The sequence below is a fragment of the Rhizobium sp. GN54 genome, assembly GCF_021026345.1.
In the GTDB taxonomy this organism is placed as follows: Bacteria; Pseudomonadota; Alphaproteobacteria; order Rhizobiales; family Rhizobiaceae; genus Mycoplana.
In genome coordinates this window covers 1-24,805 of the sequence record NZ_JAJNCZ010000007.1, presented here as the reverse complement: position 1 = coordinate 24,805, position 24,805 = coordinate 1, and the positions used below count along the sequence as shown (strand labels likewise).

The window sequence follows — 24,805 nt, the reverse complement described above, 5'->3', positions numbered from 1 at the left end:
TGTCAGCTTTCAGGTTTCCGAACGACACCGACCCGCGCCAGCACCTCCTTGGGGATGTCGTAGCGGCGGATGAGGTCGCGCTGGTCGCGCAGGCCGCAGATCTCGCGCTGGATGAAGAAGGCCCAGACCGCGTCCGCGGCCGCATCCAGAAGAGCCTCGCGCTGGTCCCCGCCGCATCCCGCGGCCATCTTCGCCCGAAGCTGCTCCAGCGCCTTCTCCACCTTCAATCCGTGACGGCCGAGCGCATCGGCGCGTTCCGAGAGCAGCTCGTATTCGAGGACGTTGAAGCCGGTGGCGTGCTGCCGGTCGAAGAACCGGGGCGGACGTACGGACATGATCCATCAACCTTCCGATCGCGGGTTCCGCAATCATCGGCGATCGCCCGGCGACCTGCAAGTCCCCTGCAGTGCAGCATCGCTAACGGATCGTTAACCATGTTCTGTCATTTCTTGTTCATTGATGCGTATCCCGACGCGCGTGCATGGCATTCTGGCCGTCAGCGAAGGACCGGATCTCGTTCCGGCGGACGTGTCGGCCAGCGAGCCAGGATCCGGGGCGAAGCCTCCCTCCGCGCGGAATGCCAGTGGTCAGTCAATCTCTTTGGCGCGCATGATGCCTTGCCAGCCTGAAAATGGATCGTTGGAGAGCGGCATCGTGCCTGCCGGACGGCGGCACTGCGAAGATGCCTCATGGAGATGGTGATGCTGCCGCGCCTTGCGACGCCTGTCACAGTCCCGATCCCTTCGCCGCAGGACCCGGCAACCGGGGCCGCGCCCGTCGCCGCCCGCCAGCAACTGTCCCCGGAAGCGCTGTCCAACCTGCGCGCCGCCGTCCTCCTGCGCCTGCTGGAGGCGATGATGCGCCAGATCGAGCAGGGCGGAGACAAGGGCAATGCGGCGCGCCAGTTGCTCGAGATCCTCCTGGAGGCGATGAAGGCGCTGCCGCCCCGCGAAGGCGGCGATGGCGATGCGACCCGGCGCCTGGCGCTTCTCATCGCGCGGCTGCCCGCCGAGATGCGGCCCGCGGCCGAGCGGCTGCTGGCCACCGTGCTTGCCACCGCGCCGACCCGGATCCTGATGGAGATCATCCGCAATCCCGCCGGGCCGGATGCCCAGCGCCTGGCGCAGGCCCTGCTTGCCGCCGCCGATGAGCCGGGCGGCAAGTCGGACCGCCCGACGGCGTCGCAGCCGCGGTTCATCCCCGGCGAGGTCCAGCTTGCCGCCGCCGCAGGCAACGACCGCCAGCGGCAGCGGGACGCGGGCGTCGACAGCCGCGTGCTGCAGGCGGCCTTGCTCCGGCTCTTCGAGGGCGGTGCAGAGCCTGACCGTTCGGCCCGCACCAGCCCACGATCCGCGCCCGTCCCGACGCTCCCGCAGCCACAGCAGCCCGTTACAGCTCCCGCCGGAAAGAGTGTCGAAGCCGGCGTCGGTTCTGTATCGCTGCCCCAACGCACGAACGAGGCGCCCTTGTCGGCGCGTGCCCCCGCCACGCCCGCAAACATCGTGCTAGGTGGCCTGCCGGCGGATGTACAAGAGTCCGCCGCCCGCCTCGCGTCCCCGGACCGGGGTCTGTCGCCGGTCACCGACAGGAGCACGGCGGCTTCGGAGGCCGGACGCGCTTCCGCAATCCCGACAGCCGTGCCGGTCGTTGCTCCCGGTCGCGAGCACGAGGGCGTGTTGCGGATGATCGCCGGTATCGTCGCCGATCTGACCGCCGACGAGGCGCTCGTGCTGCGCCTTCTGTTGCAGGCGCCTCTGCCGGATCTGCCCGAACGCGCCTCGCCGGCGGCGTCCATGCCGGACCTGCCCGCGGACGCTGACGATCCGGCCGGCAGGCTGCGGGCCGCAGACGCCATGCCGGAACGCTCCGCCGTCACGGTCGGCGGCACCGTGCCGGCCCCCACGACGGCAGAGGCTGCGCATACGGCCAGACCTGCTATTGCCCAGCCCCAGGACATCGCCGAGGACGAGGCGCTGGCCGGCCGGCCGGCGGCGGCCGCCGAGGATGCCGATGTGCCGGCGCGCCCGACCCCGCTGCCCCTGCCGCTCCCGTTGCCTGAGCGCGCCGCGCTGCCGCTGTTCCGCGACGGTGTTGCCGTCCCCTTCGTGCCCTACCTGCCCGCGCAGGACGAGCTGGAGCCGCAGGATCCGGCCCGCCGCGAACCGCCCGAGGACGAGGAAGAGACGACGGACACGGCCGGGGAGAACGGGGCAGGCGACGAGCGGGACGGCGACGAGCGCGACGGTGGCGATGCGGGCGGGGAGGCCGAGGGAGAGCCCCCGGAAGAGACCGACACGCCCGAAATGGCAAAGCGGCGGCGCAAGATCGAGGATCTCGTCGGCCCGCCCGATCCCGGCTTCGCCTTCTACCAGAAGCTCGGCGAATACTGGACCTGACCGATCGGGCGGCTGCCCGCGCCGTCGTTCCACAAATCTTGCATGAAAAAGCCCGCGGGGATCGCTCCCCGCGGGCTTCGTCACTTGCGTCGCAGAAGAACGATTACTCGTTGTTCTGGCGGTTCTTCAGGGCTGCGCCCAGGATGTCGCCGAGCGAAGCGCCCGAGTCGGACGAACCGAACTGTGCGACGGCTTCCTTCTCTTCGGCGATTTCCAGCGCCTTGATCGAAAGCTGGATCTTGCGATCCTTCTTGGAGAAGTTCAGCACGCGGGCGTCGACGGTCTGGCCGACCGAGAAACGCTCCGGACGCTGCTCGTCACGGTCGCGCGACAGGTCGGCGCGGCGGATGAACGAAGAGATGTCCTCGTGGTTGACGAGACGGACTTCGATGCCGCCGTCGTTGATCGCGGTGACTTCGCACGAAACGACTGCATTCTTGCGCAGGTCGCCGGAAGCGGCAGCCTCGCCGACCGCATCACGGCCGAGCTGCTTGATGCCGAGCGAGATGCGCTCCTTGTCGACGTCCACATCGAGAACGACAGCCTTGACAACGTCGCCCTTGTTGAACTCCTCGATGACCTGCTCGCCCGGACGGTTCCAGTCGAGGTCGGAGAGGTGGACCATGCCGTCCACGTCGCCTTCGAGGCCGATGAACAGGCCGAATTCGGTCTTGTTCTTGACTTCGCCTTCAACCTCGGTGCCAGCCGGATGGCTGTGCGCGAAGGCTTCCCACGGGTTCTCGAGCGTCTGCTTGAGGCCGAGCGAGATGCGGCGCTTGGTCGGGTCGACTTCGAGAACGACGACGTCGACTTCCTGGCTCGTGGACAGGATCTTGCCGGGGTGTACGTTCTTCTTGGTCCAGGACATCTCGGAGATGTGGATCAGGCCTTCGATGCCCGGCTCCAGTTCGACGAACGCACCGTAGTCGGTGATGTTCGTGACGGTACCGGAGATCTTCTTGCCGACCGGGTACTTCGTGCCGATGCCATCCCACGGATCGCTCTCGAGCTGCTTCATGCCGAGCGAGATGCGGTGGGTTTCCTGGTTGATGCGGATGATCTGAACCTTGACCTGCTGGCCGATGGACAGGATCTCCGACGGATGGTTGACGCGGCGCCAGGCCATGTCGGTGACGTGCAGCAGGCCGTCGATGCCGCCGAGGTCGACGAACGCACCGTAATCGGTGATGTTCTTGACGACGCCGTCGACAACCTGGCCTTCTTCGAGGTTCTGGACGATTTCAGAACGCTGCTCGGCGCGCGACTCTTCGAGGACCGTACGGCGCGAAACGACGATGTTGCCGCGACGCTTGTCCATCTTGAGGATTTCGAAGGGCTGCGGGTTGTGCATGAGCGGCGTGACGTCGCGGATCGGACGGATGTCGACCTGCGAACGCGGCAGGAAGGCAACGGCGCCGTCGAGATCGACGGTGAAGCCACCCTTGACCTGGTTGAAGATGACGCCTTCGACGCGCTCGCCAGCCTCGAACTTGACTTCGAGCTTGGCCCAGCTCTCTTCGCGGCGAGCCTTCTCGCGCGACAGAACGGCTTCGCCGAGAGCGTTTTCGATGCGCTCGACATAGACTTCAACTTCGTCGCCGACCTTCAGCGTGCCGTCCTTGGACTTGGCGCCGAATTCCTTGAGCGCGATGCGCCCTTCGACCTTGAGGCCGACGTCGACGATGGCGACGTCCTTCTCGATGGCGGTGATGAGGCCCTTGGCGACATAGCCTTCGGCCAGGTCGTTGGTGGCGAAGGACTCCTGCAGCAGGGCTGCGAAATCGTCGCGCGTGGGATTAGCTTGGGACATGGAAACTCCTGGTGTGCCGGAAAAGGCACGGGCGCCGGGGGTTAGCGTTGACAATGAGCGAGGCGCATCCGCTTCCATGGTCGGAAGCAAAACCGGCGCGGGGACGGCTGTCGCTCTAGTGCTTCAGGGCAGCGTCGATGATGGATTTCGCCGCCGAAAACGCGGCTTCTATACTCATTTCCGACGTATCAAGCAAGTGCGCGTTTTCCGCCGGCCGCAGGGGACTGTCCATCCGGCCCATGTCGCGCTCGTCGCGGCGGCGCACGTCCTCGAAGACCGCGTCGTACTCCACGGCCCCGCCTCTGGCGACGATCTCGTCATAGCGGCGTCTGGCGCGGATGTCCGCCGACGCCGTCACGTAGAGCTTCACGGTCGCATCCGGGCAGACGACGGTGCCGATATCGCGGCCGTCGAGGACTGTTCCCGGCTCGCGTGCGGCGAATTCCCGTTGCGCTTCGACCAGTGCACGCCGGACCGCCGGCATGACGGCGATCTTCGAGGCGGCCTCGCCGATCCCGTGCGCCGACAGGATCGCGCGGTCGAGCCCGGAAAGGTCCAGGTTCCGTGCGACATCGGCGGCGACCGCCTCGTCGTCGAGCGGCAGGCCGCGATCCAGAAGCGCCTTGGCGGTTGCGCGATAGGTCAGGCCGGTGTCGAGATGATGGTACCCGTACGCCTCGGCAATCTGGCGCGACAACGTGCCCTTGCCGGCAGCCGCTGGACCGTCGATGGCAATGGTCGTCATTTCGCATCCTTGCGTCATATCCGCGTCACGAAGCGTGTTAGCGGAAAACAGTACGTGATGCCAAGGGGCGGTTGGCCTTTGATTGCCGCAGATGCCCCTAACTTTCCGTGAGGCGACCTGGTTCGGCGCCAAGGTCAGGCGTTCCGGAGATAGACGGCGCCTGGCGTTCGCTCGCTCCTTACGCCTCGTCGCTTTCGATCCTCGCCCCGAGCCCCGTCATCAGTCCCATGAATTCGGGGAAGCTGGTGGCGATCATCGTAGCGTCGTCGACCGTGACCGGGTGCTCGGCGACGAGCCCCATGACGAGGAAGCTCATGGCGATGCGGTGGTCCAGATGGGTGGCGACCGCGGCACCTGCGGCATTGCCGAGCCCCTTGCCGTCCGGGCGGCCGCGGACGACGAGCGAGGCCTCGCCCTCGTCGCAGTCGACGCCGTTCAGCTTCAGCCCGTCGGCGACGGCCGAAAGCCGGTCGCTCTCCTTCACCCGCAGTTCCTCCAGCCCGTTCATGACGGTCGCGCCCTCGGCAAAGGAAGCAGCGACGGCCAGGACCGGATATTCGTCGATCATCGACGGCGCACGCTCTTCCGGCACGGTGACGCCCTTCAGCTCCGAATGGCGCACGCGCAGGTCGGCCACGTCCTCGCCGCCGGCAAGCCGCGCGTTGAGGACCTCGATATTGGCGCCCATTTCCTGCAGCGTCAGGATCAGGCCCGTGCGCGTCGGGTTCATCAGCACGTTCAGGATGGTGACGTCGGAGCCCGGCACCAGCAGCGCGGCGACGAGCGGGAAGGCGGTGGAGGAGGGGTCGCCCGGAACGTCGATGACCTGGCCGGTCAGCCGGCCCTGGCCTTCGAGCCGGATCGTGCGGACCCCGTCGGCATCGGTCTCGACCGTGAGGTTTGCCCCGAAGCCCTGCAGCATCTTTTCCGTATGGTCGCGCGTCATGATCGGTTCGATCACGGTGGTGATACCGGGCGTATTCAGCCCGGCGAGCAGCACGGCCGACTTGACCTGGGCGGACGCCATCGGCACGCGGTAGGTGATCGGCGTCGGCGTCGTCGGCCCGCGCAGCGTCACCGGTAGCCGGTCGCCTTCTTCGGCCTTCACCTGCACGCCCATCTCGCGCAGCGGATTGAGCACGCGGCCCATCGGCCGCTTGGTCAGCGAGGCGTCGCCGATGAAGGTGCTGTCGAAATCGTATACGCCGACGAGGCCCATCGTCAGCCGGCAGCCGGTTCCGGCATTGCCGAAGTCCAGCGGGGCCTGCGGCGCCAGCAGCGCGCCGTTGCCGACGCCGTCGATGATCCAGGTGTCGCCATCCTTGCGGATCTTCGCGCCCATGGCCTGCATGGCCTTGCCGGTGTTGATGACGTCCTCGCCTTCCAGCAGCCCGGTGATCCGCGTCTCGCCGCTGGCAAGCCCGCCGAACATAAAGGAACGGTGGGAGATGGACTTGTCGCCGGGGATGCGCACGGTACCGGAGAGGCCTTGCGACTTGCGTGCGGTTGCGGGCTTTGCCTGGGCACCATGCGACATGGAGCGGGTTCCTTCATAGAGAGCGTGTCTTGGCGGCCGGACGCCGGCCAGCCCGCAAGCGTTTGCGTCCTGGGCGCCGTCCTTTCGCCGGGAGTTCTGCGGGGTGCTATCACAAAGCATCCCGAGCGTCATCCACCCGCCGGCGAAAATCCCCCCGACCGGCGCTGCGGCCGCAACGGACGCAAAACGCTGCAAAGTTAGGCTTTGACAGCAGCGGGCAAGATGATTAAGGGGACCGGCTAATTCTTATTCCCGACCATCCGCCGGTTATCCGGCTTCGCCGGAAAAATTCGGCCATTCAAGAGGCTTTGACTGTGGCAAAACCGGAACTTGGAACCAAGCGCATCGACCCGGAGACGGGTCGTAAGTTCTACGACCTGAACCGCGACCCGATCGTATCACCCTATACGGGCAAGTCCTATCCGCTCTCCTTCTTCGAGGAAACCTCGGCCGCGGCCGTCATGGAAAAGGATGAGGACGAAGAGGTCAACGAGGTCGACACCGAGAACACGGAAGTCGAGCTGGTTTCGCTGGAGGATGCCGACGACGAAGCATCGGGCGGCGACGACCTGCCGGATCTGGGCGACGACGACGTCGAGATCGGCGATGACGACGACGACACCTTCCTCGAACAGGACGAGGACGACGACAACGACGACATGACCGGCATCATCGGCGTCACCGGCGACGACGAGGAAGTCTAAACTGATGATTTTCCGGCCGAATTCAAAAAGTTCGGCCGGAACGGATTTTTCGGCTTGCCATCTCCCGAAACCGGAAGTATGAAGCCGCACCGCCCGGGGAAACCCCGGTTCGGTATCCCGGAACCGGCCACGCCGGACCCTTGATGGGGCTATAGCTCAGCTGGGAGAGCGCTTGCATGGCATGCAAGAGGTCAGCGGTTCGATCCCGCTTAGCTCCACCAAATTCCCCTTATGATCAGGCAAGCAAAGTAATCGCGGTTATTCTTCCCCGTTGGCCATGACGCACACCGGCGTCGCCGGCCGCCGTGGCCCGGAGACGCCGGCTTTGCTGAAACTCAAGCGTCTGCGAGTGGGCGCCGCTGCGAGAAGTAGGACGAGCCGAACGTCTTCTCGGGATCGGCCGGATCGTATATGGCGAACAGCCTGCGGCCCTTCGAATCGGAGAAGGGCTCCTTGACGATCTGGCTGTAGTTCGGCTTGCGGCCGAACCATGCGGTCAGCTTCTCGAGATCGACGGGGTCGTGGACGTGGCCGTTCGTCTTCCCCTTGGGCCATTTGTAGGGCACCGACACGACCAACAGCTTGCCGAGTTCGAGCAGGCGTTGTGCGAATGGCCCGGCTTCAGGCACATGCTCCATGACCTGCATGCAGGTGCAGATATCGAATTTCTCGGGGAACGTGAGCTTGTGAATGTCGCCCTTGATGCCTTCGACGGTGGCAGACCGGTAAGGTGTGCGAATGTCGACCGATACCCGCTTTCCGATCCAGTCGAACCATTCGAGATAGGGGGCGTTTCCTGACCCGATATCGATCATGCTCCCGGCGTCCTTGCCCACGCAGCGAATGATCATCCTGAAGTACTGGTAGTACAACAGATCGCTGCGCCCCGCCCAGTACTTGCCATCCGCATAGCTCATTCCATGTCTCCCCGTGTCCCCTGGCTGAGGACGTTTTCTTAGCGTGGCCCCCGTCCGCTTCGAACCGGACCGGGACGCACGACGATTTCCTCTGGATATGGCGAAGGCCGCATCATGCGGCCCGCGATTTCGACGGACCGCAGCCGGCAATCAGCTTCCGGTCCGGACCTCTGTGCCGAAAGAGCGCTCGCCTCGGTTGGTGGATGTCAGTGCGTTCAGCCGGTCGATGAAACCCATCTGGTCGCAGTGCCGCAACACGAATTCGCGCCCCTTTTGGGCCTGGGCCCGGTAGGCGGCCTCATCGTTCCAGAAGCGTTGGACGGTCTCCCGCACCTGATGCGGTTCGCAGTACACGGCCGCGTCTGCGAACGTCTCACGGAACTGCGGCGGCAGGATCGTCACCTTTCCGGCGGCCATTCCCTCCATCGGCGCGCGCCCGAACTCCTCGATATAGAGTTCATGCGGAAAATGGATGAAGAAGTCGAGGCTCTCGAGGAAGGCACTGACCGGGATCGCATCGAAGTGCATGACCTCCCAGTTCTGCGGCGAAAAGCCGAGCATGCCCCTGGCATGCTTCGCCCCGCCCTGGAACTTCAGATCGACATCCATGTCGACGCAGTAGGCAGCCTTCAGCGCCTCGACCGTGCTGGGCCATTTCGTATAGGCATCCCTGCCGTGCCGGCCGAGGACCGGACGGCGATCGCCGCCGCCGCGCCACACGATCGGGGTCGAGCACCAGAGGCTCGTGTCGACCATCGGATGCCACGGGTCGCCATAGGGATCGGGGTAGCTCGGGTCTTCCTGCATCAGCCGTTTCACCCAGTGGGATATCGGTATCCAGGTGCCCGACGTCCCGAACAGTTCGACCAGGTGCTGCCGGATGGCTTCCGGTTCGTACTGGCGGTCCGAGCCGTCCACCAGCCGCGTTGCGAACTGATTGATCAGGACGATCACATTGTCGGTCTCGATCTTCGGGAACCGGTCGGGCATGTTCTGCAGGACGGCAGGATAGCCGACCAGCACGTTCCTGGTCCTGACTTCGTCGCCGGGCGTCAGGATCGAGATGCCGTATTTCAGGCAGGCATCGTAGAACACCGGGTTGAGCGGAGACTCGACATTGAGTTCATACTTGCGCCAGTGAACCGCGGCGATCTTCAGCCCCGCCCGGGCGGCGGCGGCAATGTAGTTCATCGTCGAGACGAAGGCGCCGCCCTTCAACACGAAGTCGCAGATGACGACGAGATCGAACGTCCGGTCGCCGTCCGCAGCGCGTCGGTTGCCGAGTGGGACCGGGAAGCGTCCGTTGGTGCGAGGCAGGTGCGGATCGCCGCCCTGCTGCAGGCTCAGGTGCCAGTTCCGGTAGGAGTCCCGATACTGGCCGCGAACGCCGTAATAGAGCGACCGCATATGGGTCGCCTTGGAGCGGGTCAGGGAATCCTCGCGGGCCAGCGAGAAGGACAGGATGTTGTTGTGCTTCACCTTGCAGATCGAGGCTTCGCCATAGACGGCCACGATACGCGATCTGAACTCGGCATCGCCGGTGACCTTCACTTCGTCCCAGCCGCGAAGGCGGTCGAAGACGTCGCGCCGCATCAGCAGCGACGAAAAATTCATGTCCAGCAGGCTCTTCTTGGGAATCCAGGAGCCGACCACGCCGAGGTCGTCGTCGACCCGCAGCCAATGGGACAGGACGGCCACGCATTGCGGATTTGCCACAAGTTCGTTGACCTGCCGCTCGATCTTCTCCGGATGTGACCAGTCGTCACTGTCGCACACCGTGATGAAATCGCCGGAGGCAACCTCCACCCCGTCGTTTCGTGCCGGATAGGCGCCGCCGTTGACGGTACGCCGCACCAGCCGGACGCGCGGATCGGCGGCAGCAAAGTTCTCCACCAGCGCGCAGGTGCCGTCCGTACTGCAGTCGTCGACCACGATGATCTCGATATTCCGCCACGTCTGCGCCGCGAGGCTTTCCAGAACCATCGTCAGCGTCTTTTCCGCATTGAAGGCGGGGACGATGACGGAAACCTTCGACGTCTGGGTAGCCATGCTTGCAGGCGCATGGGAGACGGTGTTCCAGATGCTGAGCGGCCTGGTGGGATCGGCCAGTTCGATGGGTGACATGCCGGATGGCGCCATGGCACGGTTCAGCGCATCCAGATAGATGCGATCGCTGTCCGCGACCGAGCGGCCGTCCAGGCGCGCCCTGCGGCGGGCGATATCGGCCCGCATCACGGAATAGTCGATGAACTCGTTGACTTTCGACTGGATGTGGCCAAGCACGGCTTCCGCCTCGGCCACGCGACTGGCCTGCGCCAGGCACATCAGCTGGCAGAGACGCTTTTCGCGAATGTTGTCGCGATGCAGCTTGATGCTGCGCTCCATCAGGTCCGCCGCATCGTCGAAGTCCCCGTCGACGAAAGCCCAGCGCGCCAGCGCATGCGCGGCGGCCGACCGGTCTTTCGAGGCGAGCCTGTTGTCCTCCATGCACTGCACGAGTTCGGCATGGGCATATTTCGCAAACCCGCCCCACATCTTGGCTTCGAGGTCGCCGATGTCGCGATGGAGTTCGCCGGAGCGCTTGTGCCTGGTGCCGCCCGCCTTGAAGTCGGCATAGGTGCGCCGCAGGGTCAGCGGCAGCTTGAGCATCGCCGGCAACGAGCGGGCGGCGACGATATCCGCCCCGATGCGATAGGCCAGCTGCCGCTGGATCTGTCGGATGGCATCGTTGGAGAGCTTCTTGGCGCGATCTGCCTGGTCGGCGCGCTCCAAAAGCAGGCCGTTATCCCTTTGCAGTGTCGCGATCTGCTGCTCCAGGCCCTCGACGGTTTCGCACAGGATCTGTGCACTATCCACGCCGGCAGGGCTGGACGTCGTGTCGCTGTCCGGATCCTGCTGTCTCCTAGTCAAGTCGGTCCTGTATTCCCGGTAGGCGCGACGCAGCGAGACGGGCAGGCCGACAAGTCGGGAGACCGAGCGCGTGGCTGCAATGACTTCGGTTCCGAGCCGATAGGCGAGCTGCTCCCGCTGGCGATCGATGGCGGCAGCCGCGCTGCGCATGGCGCGTTCGGAAGCCTCCACGCGCTGGCGAAGGGAGGCGTTCAGCGCCAGCAGCGATCGTACCTGTTCCTCCAGGGCCGAGGTGTCGGCGACAGCCTCCCTGGTCTGCAGGGGCCCCTCCGGAGCGTCAGGCATACGACCGTCGTACTGCATCTGCTGCTTGCCTGTCATACATGCCTCTTGTGTTTGGTGAAGACTCGTTGCAACAATCGGGACGGCATGATCGCCCAAAAGTTGTGGTGCCTCGCCGAATAGCGTCACATGCATAGTGGAGGCCCTGGTCTAAGTCAAAATCCACGGGGTCGCCTTGTGCCATTTTTTAACGAATTTCGGCGATGGATTTGGCCTTGAAGGCGACTTGTGCCGCGCTGTGGCCCGGGCGCTCGATGCTGGGCTCGTTCGTGCATGTCTCACTCGGAGGGGCAAGCGGCAAAAATATGGCGATCCTTCGCGATTGCCTGCCGCGTTCTTCTGCTTCAAACAACTGACGTGTACTTTTTCTAATTTTCCCCGGGCAGTATGCCTGAACCGAACTTACAGAGGGTGGTAACGACGTTGGCGACACGATACATTGAACTTGGCACCTCTGCTGCCAATATCGAGACCATCATCAACGGCGCTGCGGCCGGCGATGTTATCCAGTTCAGAGCGGGGAACTATACCTTCAATGACCAGGTCCAGATCACGCGCAGCGACATCACCATCCTTGGCGCCGGTGTCGGCAAGACCAACATAACGGTCGATGCGAGGGGCGTGAACGCGACCGCCTTCGACATTCAGGGTGTTGCCAAGCCCACGGAGCTTGCGGCTGAGCTGACGAAGACGACCGTGAAGGGCAGCACGACAGTGCTCGAACTTTCCAGCGCGGCAGGCATCACCAAGGGAACGATCCTGAAGCTGCATCAGGACAACGATCGCAAATGGCTCGATTCCCAAGGCAACCAGCACATCAATCCGTCTGTGGATCCGCTGCGGGAAATGCTGGCGGAGGTCGTTTCCGTCAACGGCAACAAGGTGACCCTGGCAACGAAGACGCCGTACAACTTCGAAGCCGGAAAGACGACCATCAGCGTCGCCAACATGATCAAGAACATCGAGCTGGGCGGGTTCTCGATCAAGACCAGCCTCGGAACGGCCGACAAGTTCGACTTCAAGAACAATTACGACAAGTTCGATAATGCCTCGACTGTCGAGGTCACCCGCGCGACCGGCGTCAAGCTGCACAACATCGAAGTCAAGGACAATGCCTCGCACGGCTTCACCTTCAGCGATGTCTACGGCATCAGCGGCGACAAGCTCACGGCCTCCGGGGCTCACAACAAGGGGGGCGAAGGCAACGGCTACGCGTTCTTTTTCAAGCATGCCTTCAACAACAACTTTACCAGCCTGACCGACACGGACATGCGCCATTCGGTGTTGTTCGGTTCCTTCAGCGCCGAACATTACAACAGCATCGGCGTCGTCTACACCAATCGCGACATCAACTTCCACGGCAGCCCCGATGACGGCAATACGATCTATGTTGATCGCGCCGTCCTGAGCTACAGCAGCCAGTATGCCCATGGCGGTGTTTCGCCCGGAAACCCGAAGATCCATCCCAATTCGACGATCGACGCCAATGACGTGAAGTTCAAGTACTTCAGGGGGAGTTCGGCCCAGGACAAGATTCGCGGTGCCGATGACGGGAGCGATCTCGCCGGCTATGCCGACATGGACGAACTGACTGGCGGCCGGGGCAACGACCGCCTCTCCGGTGGTGCCGACAACGACATCCTCCGGGGCAATGCCGGCGCCGATACGTTCGTCTTCGCCCGTTCGTTCGACGCGGACACGATCCGGGACTTTGCGAAGTCCGAGAAGGACAAGATCGACCTTTCCGGCACCGGCATCACGAAGCTGTCCGATCTGGCGCGGCGCCAGGTCGGCTCGGATACGGTGATCGCGCTCGGTGGTGGCGACGAACTCGTGCTGAAGGGCGTCAAGGTCGGAGACCTCACCAGCAGCCAGTTCACCTTCAGTAAGGCGCTGAGCAAAGGTGTCACCATAACGATGACCGGCCAGGAGCGCGGTGCTACGGGGACGAACAAGAACGACGTCATCAAGGTGGCACCGGGCTACCTAGCCGACGACAAGCTTCACATCTTCGGCGGTGCAGGGACGGATTCACTCCAGGTGATCAAGGGCAGCGGCGTCGACCTGCGCAAGTTGGGACGGCTTGACAGTGTCGAGGTGATCGACATGACGAAGACGCCTTCGGCTGGCACGCTCACCTTGAACAAGAAAATCGCCATGCAGGGCGACAAGGACTACCTGACCGTCAAGATCGACAGCACCGGTACCAAGCTGAAGACGACCGACATCAAGGACTGGGATCTCGTTCGCATCGTCGGCACGGGGCAGGTCAAGCTTGACAACAGCGGCGCCTATCTGAGTGCCGGCAGCGGTACCAAGCTCAACGTCGTCGGCGGCAAGGGTGCAGATCATGTCCAGGGCGGCTCCTCCAAGGACAAGATCCTGGGCGGCAGCGGCAACGACGTCCTTCTGGGCGGCTCCGGCAACGACAAGATCGAGGGCGGTTCCGGCAACGACCGCATCACCGGCGGCAAGGGGGCGGATATCCTCACCGGCAACTCGGGCGCCGACCGTTTCATCTTTACCTCGGCAAAGGATTCCACCTCCAGCGCGCATGACACGATCACCGACTTCTGGCGGGCGCAGAAGGACAAGATCGACGTCTCCGCCATCGATGCGCGCGCGGACAAGGCAGGCAATCAGAGCTTCAAGTTCATCGGCGAAAAGGCCTTCAACGGCACGGACGGTCAGTTGCGTGCAAAGAAGTCCGGTGACGGCATCATGATTTCCGGCGACATCAACGGAGACAAGAAGGCGGACTTCTCGATCTTCGTCGACCAGATCGTCACGTTCAAGGAATCGGACTTTATTCTCTAGAGATTGTCAGGGAAAAGTGGAATCCGGTTTTCCCGAAAAAGACAAACGATAACAAAGAAAGCGAGAGTCTGACAGCTTCGGTATGAAGCTGACAGACTCTCGCCCCGCGGTTTTCCTGACCTGGCGAAGGGCGCGTCCACAGGACGCGCCCTTCGTGCTTTGTGGACACAGGGTTGGCTTTGGCCGGGTGCCGGCTGGCAAGATCCGGTGCGACCGGACAATGTTCGACAAGGTGGGGAATGGCGACGCCAACTCTGTCGGGCATCCCTGTATGCAGAATCGGTGGCGGATGTTCGCGGCCAAGGCGCGCGAACATCCGCCCAGGGCTTCCCGCCCGATGTCGAACGCCTCAATCGGCGTTGAGGATTTCCTCCGGCAACGGCGTGCCGTGGTACTTCTGATAGATTTCGTTCAGCTTGCCGTTCTTCAAGTTCGCTGCGACCCACTCATTGATCTTGGCGAGCAGTTCGGGTTCGTTCTTGCGAACGCCGATCGCCAGGTCGAGGACGCGGATGGTGATCTTCGGTTCGAATGCCAGGGTGGGGTTCTTGTCATGGACCTGCTTGACCAGCGTGGCGGACGTCGCGATGGCCTTGGCCTGCCCCGAGACGGCCGCGGTGACCATGGTCGCATCGTCGTCGTAGCGTGCGACGGTGAAGCCGTGCTCGTCTGCGAGCTTGGTCAATTCGCTATCCTGCGTGGTGCCGCGCGTGACGGTGATGGTCTGGCCCTTGAGGTCCGCCCAATCCTTGATCGGCGAGGCTGCAGGTGCTGCGATGACGGACTGCAGACCGGCATAGGCTTTCGAGAAATCGATGACCTGGGCACGTTCCGGCGTGACCGAGAGCGTCGAGATGACGATGTCGGCCTTGTTGGTCTGCAGGTTGGGAATGCGGGTCGCCCCGGTCGTCTGGATGAACTCCACTTCGACGCCCCAATCCTTGGCGAGAAGCTGCGCGGTCTCGACATCCGAACCGACCGGCTTGAGGTTAGCGTCCAGCATTCCGGACGGTGGGATTGCGAGATCGGTAGATACCCTGATCTTCTTTGCCGCGATGATGTCGGCGTAGGTGTCGGCAAGGGCAGGGACTGCCTGGGCCGTCAGCATCGCTCCCACGACGCCGAACGCGAAAAGTTTCTTCAGCATTTCATTCTCCTCCGTTGGTTGAATTCAAAGGTCGTGACTCAGGAATTCCCTCAGTTCCGCCGTCTGCGGCGTGCTGAGGATCGCGGCGTCGCCCTCCTCGTGTACGAGGCCGCGATGCATGAAGATCACGCGATCGGCGACCTTTCGCGCGAAGTTCATCTCGTGGGTCACCATGATCATCGTCATGCCGCTCTCGGCGAGCTTCTCGATGACGCGCAGGACCTCGCCGGTGAGCTTGGGGTCGAGTGCCGAGGTGACCTCGTCGAACAGCATCACCTTCGGCTCCATGGCGAGCGATCGCGCGATTGCGGCGCGCTGCTGCTGCCCGCCGGACAACTGCTCGGGATAGTGGTCCGCCTTGTCGCCGAGGCCGACGCGCTCGAGCGCCGCGCGCGCGAGGTCACGAGCCTGACTTTTCGGCAGCTTCTTCACGGATCGGGGAGCAAGCGTGATGTTCTCCTCGATGGTCAGGTGCGGAAACAGATTGTAGCTCTGGAAGACGATGCCGACGTCAAGGCGCAACTTACGCAGGTTGAGCTGCGGATCATGGACCTTGTGATCGGCCACGACGATCTCGCCGCTGTCGATGACCTCCAGCCGATCGACGCAGCGAAGGGCCGTGCTCTTGCCCGATCCGCTGGCGCCGATCAGCGCTGCGACCTCGCCCTTTTCGACGTTGAATGTCACGCCCTGCAGCACGTTGACCGCGCCGAAGCTCTTCTTCACCTGCTTTAGTGCGATCATTGCCATGATCCGCCTCCCGAAAAATTGCGCAGCGTCAGATCGCTGGCTTGACCATCGCCCGCCTTCTCGGCCCCATGCGCTCGAGCCGCTGACTGAATGCCGACAGCGGGAAGCATAGGCAGAAGTAAAGTGCGGCGACGATGAGGTAGATGAGGAAGGGCTCGAAGATCGAATTGTTGATGAGTTGCCCGGCGCGCGTCAGCTCCACGAAGCCGACGACGGAGGCAAGCGACGTGTTCTTGACGATCTGCACGCTGAAACCGACCGTCGGCGGCGTCGCGATCCGGATCGCCTGCGGCAGGATCACCTTGAACATCCGCTGGGGCCTGGACAGTGCCAGGCACTCGGCGGCCTCCCATTGCGCCTTCGGAACGGATTCCAGGCAGCCGCGCCAGATCTCGCCGAGATAGGCGCTGACATAGATGGTCAGCGAGATCCCGGCGGCAAACAGCGGCGTGATGGAGAAGCCCAGCGTCGGCAGGCCGAAATAGATGATGAACATGATGACCAGGAGCGGCGTGCCCTGGATGAGCTGGACATAGGCGGCCGTGATCATGCGCACGACGCGTGACGGTGTGATCCTTCCGAGAGCGACGAGGAAGCCGACGATGCCGCCGCCGACAAAGGCCATTGCGGTGAGGACGAGTGTCCAGACCACGCCGTTGAGCAGGAAGAGCAGGTGGTTGTGATTTAATGCGGTCATCATCGGGGCCTCCCTCACAAAGGCGTGCCGAGCCGGCGACGGCGCGGGAACATGGCCATGCCGAGCGCCCAGAAGAGAGCGCGCATGACGAGCGACAGGAAGAGATAGATGACGGCGATGACGATGTAGGTCTCGAAGGGCCGGTAGGTCTCCGACTGGATGAAATTGCCCGCTGCCGTCAGTTCCTCGGCGGAGATCTGCGAGGTCACCGAAGAGGCGAGCATCAGCAGGATGAACTGGCTTGTCAGGGCGGGGTAGACCCGTTCCATCGCCGGCCGGAGGCCGACATGCCAGTAGAGCTGGACCGGCGACAGGCCCAGGCATTCCCCGGCCTCCCATTGGCCCTTCTGGATCGAGTCGAAACCGGCGCGCATGATCTCGGCGGTGTAGGCCCCGACATTGACCGTCAATGCGAGCGCGGCCACGAAGATGGCGCCGAACGAAAAGCCCAGGCTGGACAGGCCGAAGTAGATGACGAAGATCTGCACCAGGAACGGCGTGTTGCGGACGCTTTCCACATAGGTTGTGGCAATTGCCTGCAAGGTCGGGCTGCCGGAACGGCGTGCGATGGCGCATGCCGTTCCGATGACGAAGCCGGTCAATGTCGTGATCAGCGCCAACTGGGCCGTCAGCGCCATGCCGTCGACCAGCATCTGCCAGCGAAGGAGAACGACGGAGAAGTCGAAGGTCATCGGTGACCTGCCGCGACCGCGGTGCCGCGCGAGGCTGCCTGGCCGGTCATGCGATCATAGACGCGAAACAGCGCCTGGTTGCCGTTCGAACCTTCACCATGTGCGCGTGCCTCGACATATTGCGAGGTGACGAGCGAGGTCGCCGGCAGTGGCACGTCGTTCTGCCCCGCCATTTCCAGGACAAGCCGAAGATCCTTCAGCATCAGATCGATGCGGAAGCCCGCACTGGCATCGCCGTCGATCATCGCCGGGCCGAGCTTGTCGAGCATCCAGGACGATGCCGAACCGCCAAGCAGCACGTCGCGCATCTGCGCCAGGTCGACCCCGCTGGCGCGACCAAGCGCGAGCGCTTCGCAGATCGCCTGGATATTGACGGCGCAGACGAGCTGGTTGCAGAGCTTGACCGTCTGGCCGGCGCCCGGAGCGCCGACATGGGTGATCGTCGTACCCATGACCTTGAGCACCGCCTCGGCGCGCTCGAAGGCGGAGCGCTCGCCGCCGACCATGATCGAAAGCGCTGCGTTCCTGGCGCCGACCGGACCGCCGGAGACGGGCCCGTCGAGCATCGAGATCGATTTCTCCGCAAGCGAGGCAGCCATGGCACGCGTCGCCTCCGGTGAAATCGTGCTCATATCGATGAAGATCCCGCCTGAGGGCATATGTGCGAGCACGCCGTCGCGATAGACCACGTCCTCGACCTGCGGGGTATTCGGCAGCATGGAGATGGCGATCTCGGCATCGGCGACGGCTTCCGCGACACTTGTCGATGCGATGCCGCCGCTTTCTGACAAGCTGCCGACCGCCTCGGACGAAATGTCGAAGATCCGCACCCGATACCCTGCCGCGATCAGATGACCGGCCATCTCGCGGCCCATGACGCCGAGGCCGACGAATGCCAGCTTCGGCAAATTGCTTACGGTCATGTCTATCCTCCCGAACACGTCAGTGCGGCGCCTTACTGCGCCCTCTCCAGAGCGGAGAGCTTTTCCACCCGGCGCACGAAGTCTTCATTGCGATCGAACTCGGCGTCGAGATATGCGACCACCAGATCGCGGGCGAGCCAGGGGCCGACGATCTTGGCACCGATGCACATGACGTTGACGTCATCGTGCTCGACGCTCTGGTGGGCCGAATGCACGTCGTGGCAGACGGCGGCACGAATGCCGTTGATCTTGTTGGCGGCGATCGCCGCGCCGACGCCGGTGCCGCATACGAGGATGCCGCGGTCGGCGACACCGTCACGGACCTTCTGGCAGAGCAGTCCGGCAATGTCCGGGAAGTCGACGGGCTCGGGCGTGAAGCTGCCGATGTCCTCGACCGTGTGACCGAGTTCCTTGAGCACGGCAATGACGTCCGCCTTCAGCGGAAAGCCGGCATGATCGCTGCCGATAACAATATTCATGAGAATTTTCCCTGTTGAATGAATGGAGAACTAGTTCGAAATGCCCGTGCCGACGGAAATGTCGTGAAGGCTGGCCCGGCGCCTGAAGTCGGCGCCGATCTCGAAATGCTGGTGGAGCAGGTCATCGGCCCGCACCCGGTCGCGGGCAGCCAGGGCTTCGAGGATCATGCGGTGATGGTCGATCAGGAATTCTTCGATGCCGTCGACCCGGATGATCTTTTCCCGGCGTTCGAGATGAGAGCGCATCATCAATTGCGAAATCGACGCGTAGATCGTCACCAGCGTCGGCGAATGCGAGGCGCTGACGATTGCCTCGTGGAACTGGAAATCGGCCACACCGCCCAGTTCCGCATTGTCGATCGTCTCGACAATGCGTCCGAGCGCGTTGGCGACATTTGCGAAATCCTGTTCGGTCGCGCGCTGGCAGGCGAGACGCACCGCATGATGCTCGATCGCCTTTCTCGCCTCCATGATGTCTCCGGTCACATTCGAACCGTGGGCGAGCATGAAGCTGAAGATATCCCCGAGGGCGGTGGCATCCGGTCGCCGAACGATCGTGCCGACGCCGTGCCTGATCTCGACGGCGCCGATCATGGACAGTGCGCGCAGGGCCTCCCGCAGGACAGGACGGCTGACGTTCAATTGAGCCGCCAGCTCACGTTCGGGCAGCAGACAGTCCCCTGCCTTCAGGTCCCCTGACAGCAATTGGTCCCGCAGAAAAGCTGCGACCCGGTTATGGGCTCCGGCTTCCTGTGGTTCGCGGCGAATGGTTTTTTTGACTGTCATCTTCTGTCCATACCGTGGTATTACCTCTAAACTATCCACGGTCGGGACACTGTCAAGCTGCAAGTTGAGGTTTCTTGTAAGCTATTGCTATATCCCGATTTTTTTACCAGAAACGCCCGCGGCATGTGCCGACGGGTGCTCAAATAGAGGGTAAGAGGCTTCATGATCACCGTTCTCGGCTCCATCAACATCGATCTCGTCGCCACCACGGAACGCCACCCCCGTCCGGGGGAAACCGTCGCCGGGCGGACGTTCGAAACCTCGGCGGGAGGGAAGGGGGCCAATCAGGCGTTGGCGGCAAAATTGTCCGGCAGCAACGTGCGGATGGTCGGTGCTGTCGGAAACGACGGCTTCGCAGCCGATGCGCTGAGCATGCTTCGCAGGGCTTCGGTCGATCTTGCCGCGGTGCGGACCGTGTCGGCCGTGACGGGGATCGCAGTCGTCCTGGTTGATGCCGCAGGTGAGAACATGATCACGATCGTGGCGGGGGCGAATGATGCTGTCGACGAGAGGATGGCTGATGAGGCCATCGGGGCCATGACGGCCGGCGACATGCTGATGCTGCAGATGGAAGTCCCGGCCGATACAGTCGCACACGCCATGAAGGCTGCGCGCGAAAAGAATATCGTGACGATCCTCAATACTGCGCCGTTCACGGCGGACGTTCCGCGCCTGGCTGCGTTGGCCGACATCGTGGTGTGCAACGAAACCGAGTTCGAACTGCTTGTGGGATCAAGGATCCATGACATGGGCCAGCGCCGTGAAGCCCTGTTGCGCTTGCACCAAGATGGCGGCCAAACCGTCGTTCTGACGATGGGGGCCGATGGCGCGATCGCTGTCCACGATGGCGCCATCATACAGGCCAGGAGCCTCGAGATCGAGCCTGTGGACACGGTCGGTGCCGGCGACACGTTCTGCGGCTATCTCGCCGGCAGCCTCGAGCAGGGCCTCGACCTTAAATCGGCGCTGCGACGTGCGGCCGTCGCGGGTTCGCTCGCCTGCCTTGCCAAGGGTGCCCAGCCGGCCGTTCCCGACGCACGCAAGGTCGATGGGTTGGAGGGGTCCGCATAGTCTCCGGGCGGCGCCTGCGCGGGACTTCGGAACCGACCTTGATGACGGCATGTCGCCGTTGAAAGACGATCTCCTGCTTTGATCTCCGGATCCTTCGGCAGGTGATGGGCTCGTCTTCACGGCGAGCCCTGGTTCCTGCAGTCCCTGCTCATTCCACCGACTTGATCGTCAGCCGATGCATCTGGCCATCCCGTCCGTTCCAGTTGATCGCCTGGCCCGGCGCCATTCCGATGAGTGCGACCCCGATGGGCGTCAGGACGCTGACCATGGAGCGCTCTATGTCGGCCTTGCCGGGATAGCACAGAGTGACCGTGCGGCTTTGACCGCTTTCCGTCTCGTATGTGACCGTCGAGCCCATCGCGACCGCGGTGGTGGGGAACTGGTCGTCCGCCACGATCGAAGCCCGCTCCAGTTCGGCCAGCAGGTCGTCCGCAACGTCGAGGTCCCGGCCTGGCGCTGCCAGAGCCAGCGACGTCAAACGTGAATGTTCGCTCGCGCGCAGGACGATATGTGGCCTGTCCTGATTGGTGTGTCTCGTTTCCATAGTTCAAGCCCTTCTGCCCGGTCCTTCAGGACCACGCACCAGTGAGATGGATCAAATTGTCGGTAGTGGTCGCGCAGAACGGGAGAAGTGAGAAAGTTCAGTCCCCGGATTCAGGTGCGCGACAGCAGTCAAGGACCCGGGCTAGTGTCCTTCGATGGAACACTCTCGGCGGAGAAGACAGCAATGTCGATCCAGAGGCTTCAACATGGCCGGGATGATGCCATGCAAAAGAAGGAAGTCAAGGCGTCGGGGCGGGTATCATGGGGCGTCCCTGTGCGGTCCTTCGTCACGGTGCCGGAAAATCCTATTCCCTTATTCGATCCCACCGGTTATTGCGCGCCCGCGCGGGTCGCGTTGAGGCGAGCCGCTAATAGGAGAAACATTGTGAATGTCGATGAGAAACTGGAACCAATTCTAACGGAAGTCTTCAGGCGTAACGGCGGTGAACTCGAATTTCACCAGGCGGTGCGCGAGGTGCTCGAAAGTGTCGGGCGCGTCATAGCCAAGCATCCCCGTTACGCCGAAAACGCCCTCATAGAGAGGATCTGCGAGCCGGAGCGCCAGATCATCTTTCGAGTGCCGTGGGTTGACGATGCCGGGCAGGTCCAGATCAACCGTGGTTTCCGGGTTCAGTTCAATTCGGCGCTCGGCCCCTACAAGGGAGGCATCCGGTTCCATCCGTCGGTGAATGTCGGCATCATCAAGTTCCTTGGTTTCGAGCAGACCTTCAAGAACGCGTTGACAGGCATGCCGATCGGCGGCGGCAAGGGCGGTTCGGACTTCAACCCGCGGGGGCGCTCGGACGGCGAGATCATGCGGTTCTGCCAGTCCTTCATGACCGAGCTTCATCGGCATCTGGGTGAATATACGGACGTTCCGGCCGGAGACATCGGGGTCGGAGGCCGGGAGATCGGCTACATGTTCGGCCAGTACAAGCGCCTTACCAACCGTTATGAAGCCGGCGTCCTCACGGGGAAGGCGCTTTTCCATGGCGGATCGCGTGCGCGAAAAGAAGCGACCGGCTTTGGCGCGACCTATTTTGTTCAGCGGATGCTCGGAACCAGGGGCCAGGACTTCGAAGGAAAACGGGTAGCCGTCTCCGGCTCCGGCAACGTCGCGATCTACACCATGGAAAAAGTCTCCGAATTCGGAGGCCGGATCATCGCGTGTTCCGACTCGAATGGCTACGTGGTCGACGAGGACGGCATTGACCTTCAGCTGGTCAAGGAGATCAAGGAAGTCCGGCGGGAACGGATCAGCGAGTACGCGAAGCTCAAGAGAGCGAAGGCGCGCTACATCGAAGGCGGCTCCATTTGGGATGTTCCATGCGACGTCGCGATGCCGTCAGCGACCCAGAATGAACTCACCGGAAAGGATGCGCGTGCCCTGGTGAAGAATGGCGTCGTGGCTGTGGGCGAGGGGGCGAACATGCCCTCCACGCCCGAGGCCGTCCGCATCTTTCAGGACGCCGGCATCCTCTTCGCACCGGGCAAGGCTGCCAATGCGGGTGGGGTCGCGACGTCGGCGCTGGAGATGCAGCAAAATGCCTCGCGTGACAGCTGGACCTTCGAGCAGACCGAGGCGCGTCTCGCAACCATCATGGAAGCAATCCACGATCGTTGTGCCGAGACGGCCGAGGAGTATGGCGCGCCGGGGGACTACGTTCTTGGTGCCAACATCGCAGGCTTCGTGCGGGTGGCCGAAGCCATGGATGCCCTCGGCGTGATCTGAGGGCAGGCGCTCAGGGCGCATTCGTCAACGGATGCTGCCGGTGCGCTGGCACCTGCAGCATCCGGGTCACGGTGATTGGGCGTTCTCTGGTGGTCATGCAACGTAAGCCTCGGGAAACGTCACGCTTTCAGGCGGACATTGGGATTCCGCGCTTCTCCTGAGATCAGCCAATGGGTGGTCAGGGCGGCCATCCAACATGCGGAATGGCGGAGAGATTGCGGGCGGCCGAGAAGATCGAGACGAACCACAAGACATTTTTCCTGTTGCTCTCCTGAAGAGAGAAAGGGGCATGTCTGAGTCATTGAAGAGAATGGCGCGCCGGACAGGATGAAACTGGGCACCACTATGTCATTGTAGGAGCTATATAAATTCTAGCAGGATCGAAGCTGTGCTAGCCATCCGCCAGCGCATTCGTAGTGCCAATTGGTCCGTGTGGTAGTTGCGAACCGCTCAAGGCGACAGCCGGATGCATTGGGCGGCAGTTGCGAATTATAGAACACCGTTCGCGGTCCTCTATGCGTTCTCGTCAGGGACGCGAACATCGGCACATAGTCCTTGCCACCAAAGAAGACCATAGGCTCATCAGCAATATCCGGGAGTATCGCAAAATCCTGATAAGGGTCAGCTGGACGACGCCGTTTGTACGGCTCGGCCATGGGACTGAACGTAATGTCGTAGTTCGGCGTCAAGTATGACGCGGGAAGAAGCCCCCACCCGGCTGACAAAATGAAGAGCCTGTTCGGGTCAATCGCTTCGGCAAGGCGTCTGTACGTCGGGTGAGTGTAGAGGGAGATGGCTGGTAGCAGGCCAAGTGGGTCGCCTTGGGGATCGGTGTTGTAGCGCATCAGCTTTTCCCGCCACGAAGACCCCGCTCCCGACAGATCATCGGGCCGGGCATAATGAACCCCTGTGACAGGCGGGGCCATGGCCGGTTGCGCCACAAACATAACTCTGCGGCCGTCATCGGTCCGAAGGTGCCCGGCGTTTGGTTGTTTTGTTGCGGCGCACTGGATTACGACAATCATTGCTCGCGCTCCATCGCCAGAATCGTCTGTTCGAGGGTGCGTAAAAAAAGCTGATCATGACTCTCGTCGACATGATTTGAGTTCCAAAGGCCGGAACGGCAGATGCGCTCCCGGTCGCAATGTCGCCCGAGCCATCCCGTGCTCGGCGGATCAAGCGGCTCCCGCCCGAAGTTACTGAGGAGCGCAATGGCATTGCGCTCGATGTGCCCCCGCAGGCTGTTCGGTCCGGGGGCATCCGGCACAGACAGACACAGGAATTGCATGGCACCCAGAACGTTGCTGACTTGCCGCTCCAGCGGGATTTCCTCTGCGCGGATGGTTTTTGGGGCGTTATTGCCCTGGCCCCATGTCGGGTGATCAATATTGTCGCGATTCAGTATAGCCGTACCAACGATTAGGCGAAAAATCGATCCTCTGTGGTTTCCACCGCCACTTGATACTCTGCCCTTGTGCTGCGACAGGCGCGTCCATAGCATCGTGCCTGAGCTGTCTTTTAGCGCATGAGTTCCGACGCGTACTATGCGCAACCCGGTCCCGCTGTCGGATCGAGTCTCCCCATCTTCCATAAAAAAATAGACGCCTCGTTGCGGCCAAGACATTCGGCCAGAGCAAGCCGACAAGGTTCGTGGAGAACTGAGAGCGGCCAGCGACGCTATCAAACTGTAAAAATCCCGTAGATCAGAAAGACGGCCGTTCTCCAAGTTACCCCCGCATTCAGCCTGTCAATCGGCATCGAAACGGGCCCCCCTATCGGCTCCCAAAAGGGACCCCTGCCTCTGGTTGCATCGGGTCAGCGCGCGTAGGCCCGGAGCTCTCCATTTAGCGCAGGGGCCTGCGGGCGC

Annotated in this window: 20 protein-coding genes and 1 tRNA gene; 6 read left to right on the top strand and 15 right to left on the bottom strand. The window is 62.8% G+C overall.

The genetic code is table 11. The features are described from left to right. Positions 1–2: 2 nt before the first annotated feature. On the bottom strand, positions 3–335 hold the full coding sequence (locus LQK81_RS18060; protein ID WP_230807771.1) for a DUF6665 family protein: 333 nt from the start codon (positions 333–335) through the stop codon (positions 3–5). A 366-nt stretch (positions 336–701) separates the two neighbouring features. Between LQK81_RS18060 and LQK81_RS18055 the strand changes: the two genes are divergently transcribed. Beyond that, entirely contained in the window at positions 702–2,396 is a 1,695-nt protein-coding gene (locus LQK81_RS18055; protein ID WP_230807770.1) for a hypothetical protein, read from the top strand. Positions 2,397–2,499: 103 nt separating this feature from the next. Here the strand turns inward: LQK81_RS18055 and rpsA are convergent, their stop codons facing one another. The 3 genes from rpsA to aroA form a co-directional block, all read right to left on the bottom strand. Beyond that, entirely contained in the window at positions 2,500–4,206 is a 1,707-nt protein-coding gene (rpsA, locus tag LQK81_RS18050) for a 30S ribosomal protein S1 (protein WP_230807769.1), read from the bottom strand. 115 nt (positions 4,207–4,321) lie between these two features. Then, a complete protein-coding gene (gene cmk / locus LQK81_RS18045) occupies positions 4,322–4,951 on the bottom strand; it encodes a (d)CMP kinase (RefSeq protein WP_230807768.1) in 630 nt (209 codons plus the stop codon). Between the two features lie 178 nt (positions 4,952–5,129). Further along, entirely contained in the window at positions 5,130–6,488 is a 1,359-nt protein-coding gene (gene aroA, locus LQK81_RS18040) for a 3-phosphoshikimate 1-carboxyvinyltransferase (RefSeq protein ID WP_230807767.1), read from the bottom strand. 314 nt (positions 6,489–6,802) lie between these two features. On the opposite strand from aroA, the gene LQK81_RS18035 reads away from it, so the two are divergent. Continuing rightward, positions 6,803–7,192 carry a TIGR02300 family protein gene (locus LQK81_RS18035; RefSeq protein WP_112600103.1) on the top strand — a complete coding sequence of 130 codons (390 nt, stop codon included), beginning with the start codon at positions 6,803–6,805 and terminating at the stop codon, positions 7,190–7,192. A 145-nt stretch (positions 7,193–7,337) separates the two neighbouring features. Beyond that, positions 7,338–7,413, top strand: a tRNA-Ala gene (locus LQK81_RS18030). Positions 7,414–7,527: 114 nt separating this feature from the next. Here the strand turns inward: LQK81_RS18030 and LQK81_RS18025 are convergent. Continuing rightward, a complete protein-coding gene (locus LQK81_RS18025; RefSeq protein WP_230807766.1) occupies positions 7,528–8,109 on the bottom strand; it encodes a class I SAM-dependent methyltransferase in 582 nt (193 codons plus the stop codon). A gap of 150 nt (positions 8,110–8,259) precedes the next feature. After that, entirely contained in the window at positions 8,260–11,340 is a 3,081-nt protein-coding gene (locus LQK81_RS18020; RefSeq protein WP_230807765.1) for a glycosyltransferase, read from the bottom strand. A gap of 384 nt (positions 11,341–11,724) precedes the next feature. Between LQK81_RS18020 and LQK81_RS18015 the strand changes: the two genes are divergently transcribed. Next, positions 11,725–14,118 carry a calcium-binding protein gene (locus LQK81_RS18015; protein ID WP_230807764.1) on the top strand — a complete coding sequence of 798 codons (2,394 nt, stop codon included), beginning with the start codon at positions 11,725–11,727 and terminating at the stop codon, positions 14,116–14,118. A gap of 349 nt (positions 14,119–14,467) precedes the next feature. On the opposite strand, the gene LQK81_RS18010 is transcribed toward LQK81_RS18015, so the two are convergent. Genes LQK81_RS18010 through LQK81_RS17980 form a run of 7 tightly spaced genes read right to left on the bottom strand, consistent with a single transcriptional unit; the run spans position 14,468 to position 19,655 of the window. Next, positions 14,468–15,265, bottom strand: coding sequence for a transporter substrate-binding domain-containing protein (locus LQK81_RS18010; protein ID WP_230807763.1), 798 nt, complete (start codon positions 15,263–15,265; stop codon positions 14,468–14,470). Between the two features lie 24 nt (positions 15,266–15,289). After that, the gene (locus tag LQK81_RS18005; protein WP_330166558.1) at positions 15,290–16,015 is read right to left on the bottom strand and encodes an amino acid ABC transporter ATP-binding protein; all 726 of its coding nucleotides are present in this window, start codon (positions 16,013–16,015) and stop codon (positions 15,290–15,292) included. Between the two features lie 28 nt (positions 16,016–16,043). Further along, positions 16,044–16,715, bottom strand: a complete 672-nt coding sequence (locus LQK81_RS18000) for an amino acid ABC transporter permease (protein ID WP_230807762.1) — start codon at positions 16,713–16,715, stop codon at positions 16,044–16,046. An 11-nt stretch (positions 16,716–16,726) separates the two neighbouring features. After that, positions 16,727–17,404 carry an amino acid ABC transporter permease gene (locus LQK81_RS17995; protein WP_230807761.1) on the bottom strand — a complete coding sequence of 226 codons (678 nt, stop codon included), beginning with the start codon at positions 17,402–17,404 and terminating at the stop codon, positions 16,727–16,729. Further along, the gene (locus LQK81_RS17990; protein ID WP_230807760.1) at positions 17,401–18,327 is read right to left on the bottom strand and encodes an NAD(P)-dependent oxidoreductase; all 927 of its coding nucleotides are present in this window, start codon (positions 18,325–18,327) and stop codon (positions 17,401–17,403) included. The genes LQK81_RS17995 and LQK81_RS17990 overlap by 4 nt, the downstream gene beginning before the upstream one ends. A 32-nt stretch (positions 18,328–18,359) precedes the next feature. Next, the gene (gene rpiB, locus LQK81_RS17985; RefSeq protein WP_230807759.1) at positions 18,360–18,806 is read right to left on the bottom strand and encodes a ribose 5-phosphate isomerase B; all 447 of its coding nucleotides are present in this window, start codon (positions 18,804–18,806) and stop codon (positions 18,360–18,362) included. A 30-nt stretch (positions 18,807–18,836) separates the two neighbouring features. After that, entirely contained in the window at positions 18,837–19,655 is an 819-nt protein-coding gene (locus LQK81_RS17980) for a FadR/GntR family transcriptional regulator (protein ID WP_442967156.1), read from the bottom strand. Positions 19,656–19,754: 99 nt separating this feature from the next. Here LQK81_RS17980 and LQK81_RS17975 point away from each other — a divergent pair, with 99 nt between their 5' ends. Continuing rightward, complete coding sequence (locus LQK81_RS17975) at positions 19,755–20,663, top strand: ribokinase (protein ID WP_230807758.1); 909 nt, start codon at positions 19,755–19,757, stop codon at positions 20,661–20,663. A 148-nt stretch (positions 20,664–20,811) separates the two neighbouring features. On the opposite strand, the gene rnk is transcribed toward LQK81_RS17975, so the two are convergent. Next, positions 20,812–21,207, bottom strand: coding sequence for a nucleoside diphosphate kinase regulator (gene rnk / locus LQK81_RS17970; RefSeq protein WP_230807757.1), 396 nt, complete (start codon positions 21,205–21,207; stop codon positions 20,812–20,814). A gap of 384 nt (positions 21,208–21,591) precedes the next feature. Between rnk and gdhA the strand changes: the two genes are divergently transcribed. Beyond that, positions 21,592–22,938, top strand: a complete 1,347-nt coding sequence (gdhA, locus tag LQK81_RS17965) for an NADP-specific glutamate dehydrogenase (protein ID WP_230807976.1) — start codon at positions 21,592–21,594, stop codon at positions 22,936–22,938. A 1,021-nt stretch (positions 22,939–23,959) separates the two neighbouring features. Here the strand turns inward: gdhA and LQK81_RS17960 are convergent. Beyond that, a complete protein-coding gene (locus tag LQK81_RS17960; protein ID WP_230807756.1) occupies positions 23,960–24,439 on the bottom strand; it encodes a hypothetical protein in 480 nt (159 codons plus the stop codon). Positions 24,440–24,805: the final 366 nt, after the last annotated feature.